Origin of the sequence: Muribacter muris, from assembly GCF_001038205.1 — a bacterium.
GTDB classification, from domain to species: Bacteria; Pseudomonadota; Gammaproteobacteria; order Enterobacterales; family Pasteurellaceae; genus Muribacter; species Muribacter muris.
Genome location: NZ_JWIZ01000029.1, coordinates 1 through 2826, shown reverse-complemented (window position 1 = coordinate 2826; position 2826 = coordinate 1). Strand labels below are relative to the sequence as shown.

Annotated in this window: 5 protein-coding genes; 4 read left to right on the top strand and 1 reads right to left on the bottom strand. The window is 36.6% G+C overall.

Annotated elements, in window-relative coordinates; translation table 11 throughout:
- The first annotated feature begins 93 nt into the window (after window positions 1–93).
- Window positions 94–333, top strand: coding sequence for a hypothetical protein (locus RO21_RS05590; protein WP_047976811.1), 240 nt, complete (start codon window positions 94–96; stop codon window positions 331–333).
- A gap of 56 nt (window positions 334–389) precedes the next feature.
- On the opposite strand, the gene RO21_RS05585 is transcribed toward RO21_RS05590, so the two are convergent.
- The gene (locus RO21_RS05585) at window positions 390–584 is read right to left on the bottom strand and encodes a hypothetical protein (protein WP_047976810.1); all 195 of its coding nucleotides are present in this window, start codon (window positions 582–584) and stop codon (window positions 390–392) included.
- Between the two features lie 129 nt (window positions 585–713).
- On the opposite strand from RO21_RS05585, the gene RO21_RS05580 reads away from it, so the two are divergent.
- The 3 genes from RO21_RS05580 to RO21_RS05570 are packed head-to-tail and all read left to right on the top strand — an operon-like array spanning window position 714 to window position 2669.
- On the top strand, window positions 714–1172 hold the full coding sequence (locus RO21_RS05580; RefSeq protein ID WP_084724256.1) for a helix-turn-helix domain-containing protein: 459 nt from the start codon (window positions 714–716) through the stop codon (window positions 1170–1172).
- 17 nt (window positions 1173–1189) lie between these two features.
- Window positions 1190–2338 (top strand): hypothetical protein, encoded by a 1149-nt coding sequence (locus RO21_RS05575; RefSeq protein WP_047976809.1) that lies wholly within the window; start codon window positions 1190–1192, stop codon window positions 2336–2338.
- A 1-nt stretch (window position 2339) separates the two neighbouring features.
- Window positions 2340–2669 carry a hypothetical protein gene (locus RO21_RS05570; RefSeq protein WP_157019641.1) on the top strand — a complete coding sequence of 110 codons (330 nt, stop codon included), beginning with the start codon at window positions 2340–2342 and terminating at the stop codon, window positions 2667–2669.
- Window positions 2670–2826 lie beyond the last annotated feature (157 nt).

Genomic DNA, 2826 nt, shown 5'->3' with positions numbered 1-2826 from the left:
ATTCGGCACTTCAACAGGCGGCAACCGATGTGGAAGCCCTGTTGTTTCCAACCCGCTCTTAATTTCCCCTTGCCCTGCACACGCAGGGCATTTTTGATTTTGTTTTTCCATATTATCCTCAATCTCTTAATGCAAAGCGTGCCGACTCACCTTTCTTTTCCTTTGCTTGAGCAATTGCTTGCCCAACAGCAGCAGAAATTACAGACTCTTTTTCAGACGCTAAGTGAAGATGACGAACAAGGTCGCCAATATATTCAGCAGATGATTGATTCGGTAGCACAAGCACAGCATTGCCGGCAATTAGCACAACAGGTTGTGGACACCCACCGCTAGATTTACATTGCCCTGCACAGTCAGGGCATTTTTGATTTTGCTCTCGCATACTCCCCCTACTCCGACAGCCCTAGGGCTTTGCGGATTAACACTCGACCTAACGCTGCTTTTGTTGCTAACCCTAAACGCTCACGCTCTTTCTCGAAAGCCTCCCCTTCTTCAACATTTAATGTCATATGAAACGCCACAGACACCTCACGAGTAGGACGGATTTTTCTTCCTGATTTGTGAGCAAGATCACTTTTTGCCATCTAGACACCCCTTGTATTTATTGCTATCGTTAGCTCATTTTCTAAAAACGATCCATTTTGATCGGTTTTATTTTGTTTGAGATTATTTTATTGCACAATAGTGCAACTTGCAATAGGAAATATTGAATAATGTTGCAATTTTCTGATTTTTTGAAAAATGAGCGTATTCGTCTAGGTTTTACCCAAGAAGAAATGGCTAATGCTTGTGGAATTTCTAAGCGGACTTACAACCATTATGAAAAAGGAGAAAGAGCTGCTAATTCAGATTTTCTTCTTTCCTTTGCTCGAATTGGTGGTGATATCAATTATTTATTTACAGGAGAACGTTCTAAAGAACAACTAGATGCTCTAGAACGAGTTGCTTTACTTGCTTTTAATAAATTAAAAGAGGAAGGACAAAAAACAAGTGCTATTACATATATGACGATGTTGGAAGCTGGGCTAGTAAAAGGTGATTTCAACTCACTTTGGGAATCCAAAAGTGCTGAAGTGATCCAAACCGCAAGCGGAAATGGGCAGAATAATAATCAAGTCTTTCACGGTGATGCCGTAGGCACTGTGATTGGTATAAATAAATCTAAATCTTAGTTAAAAGGAAATTGCCAATGAAAAAGTTACTCACACTTTCAATATTGGGCTTACTTCTAGTCGGTTGTGATGATGAAACCACACAACAAACTACATCAAGCGATCAAACTCAAACAGTAACTGTTGAAGAACCTAAAATTCAAGCAGCCCAACCTGAAAGTGTGATTGAGAATATTGCATTTACAAAAAATGAAAAAGGCACTGTTATTTTTAATAATGTGCCTGATATGTTCGTTGCATTTTCGTCATATGATAAAGAAGATAATAATATTAAAGTTATTTCTGAAAACCCATTACATATTCAGCTAAACCCTAATATTTTTAAATTAGAAGATGATAAAGATACAGTTCAAATGATTGAACAAGAATTTATCTCTGCTATTTATAAAATATTTACTCATACTAATATTAATGAGTTCATATTAGAAATGTTGCCGGTAGATATAAAAACCGAAAAACCACTACATAAAAAATTTAATCGCAAAATTAAAATTACACGAGAAAGGGCATTAACTGTATTACAAAACTTCAGTCCTGCTAAATCGTTTGATCAACTTGTTAATTTCAATGAACAAGAAAAATATAACATTATCGGTTTATCCCCTTCTAAATTAGCAAGTAAATTTAATAATAACAAATATAGTGATTTTATTTTCAAAGCATTAAGCACAGGTAAAATAGATATACCTAAACAAGAAGTGATTATTCCGCTAAACATTGATATGAAAATTATCCAAGAACGATTAGCAATGGCTGACATAATCACCTCTATTGAACCCCGTGATTTAACAAACGGCAAAAAAGCCTACGATATTAAATTAAGTAAAATTGTAATGATTGAGGGCATAGGAAACAGTCAAAATAATGTAGAGTCCTTATCCTTACAATTCGGAATGGTCAGTGAACCTAAAATTATTATAGATACTGTTGCAGGTTTTGGAGTAAGTAGCTTCGTTATGCCAAACCCAGATAAAACATTTAAAGAAATCAATAAAATGGTTGAAAAAGCTGGGAAACAGATGAAGAAAAAAGACATCGTAGAAATTACGAGCAATGTTGGTGATATTACTCTTCAATTAAAAGTCTTCAAAAATATGGGCGGGTTAAGCTATTTAACTTTTAAAAAAGTCGAATGGAAACCGGTCGATTTTAGCGTGGAGGAATAAAATGAAAAAACTACTTACTTTACTCAGCCTAACGCTTTTTGCCTTTCCGGCAATGGCAGATGATTTGGACACAAACCGTGAAAAAGTAAAACAAATCTTTTTAAGCGATGAAGAACCGAAGGTTAAAGACGCAGTTTGGACATCAGACTTTGTATTTAAAGTCGGGGTAAAAGATGACGGTACAAAGCGAGACGGCTACGCCCAATACGTTTGCCTTGTATTAGCCGAAAACGGCTTTACAGGGAAAGACGTTTTAGTCCGTGTAATTGATATTGATAAACTCCGTAAAACCGGTGAATGGATCAATCTCGGCACGGCAAAATGCCAGTAAGTCAGAATGAAAAAATACTTTACCCTAATTATATCCGGTCTATTTGCGGGGTCGGCTTGGGCATATAGTTGTGATACGCCAGCCCCTTATTGCAAAGCGATGGTAGAGACATCAACCGGCGGAATGAATATTCACACGGGTGATAATAGTACGAACA

What these genes read in the sequence shown, in the direction of transcription:
- RO21_RS05585 (WP_047976810.1), bottom strand. Translation starts at nt 584, where the DNA reads ATGGCAAAAAGTGATCTTGCTCACAAATCAGGAAGAAAAATCCGTCCT.
- RO21_RS05580 (WP_084724256.1), top strand. Translation starts at nt 714, where the DNA reads ATGTTGCAATTTTCTGATTTTTTGAAAAATGAGCGTATTCGTCTAGGT.
- RO21_RS05575 (WP_047976809.1), top strand. Translation starts at nt 1,190, where the DNA reads ATGAAAAAGTTACTCACACTTTCAATATTGGGCTTACTTCTAGTCGGT.
- RO21_RS05570 (WP_157019641.1), top strand. Translation starts at nt 2,340, where the DNA reads ATGAAAAAACTACTTACTTTACTCAGCCTAACGCTTTTTGCCTTTCCG.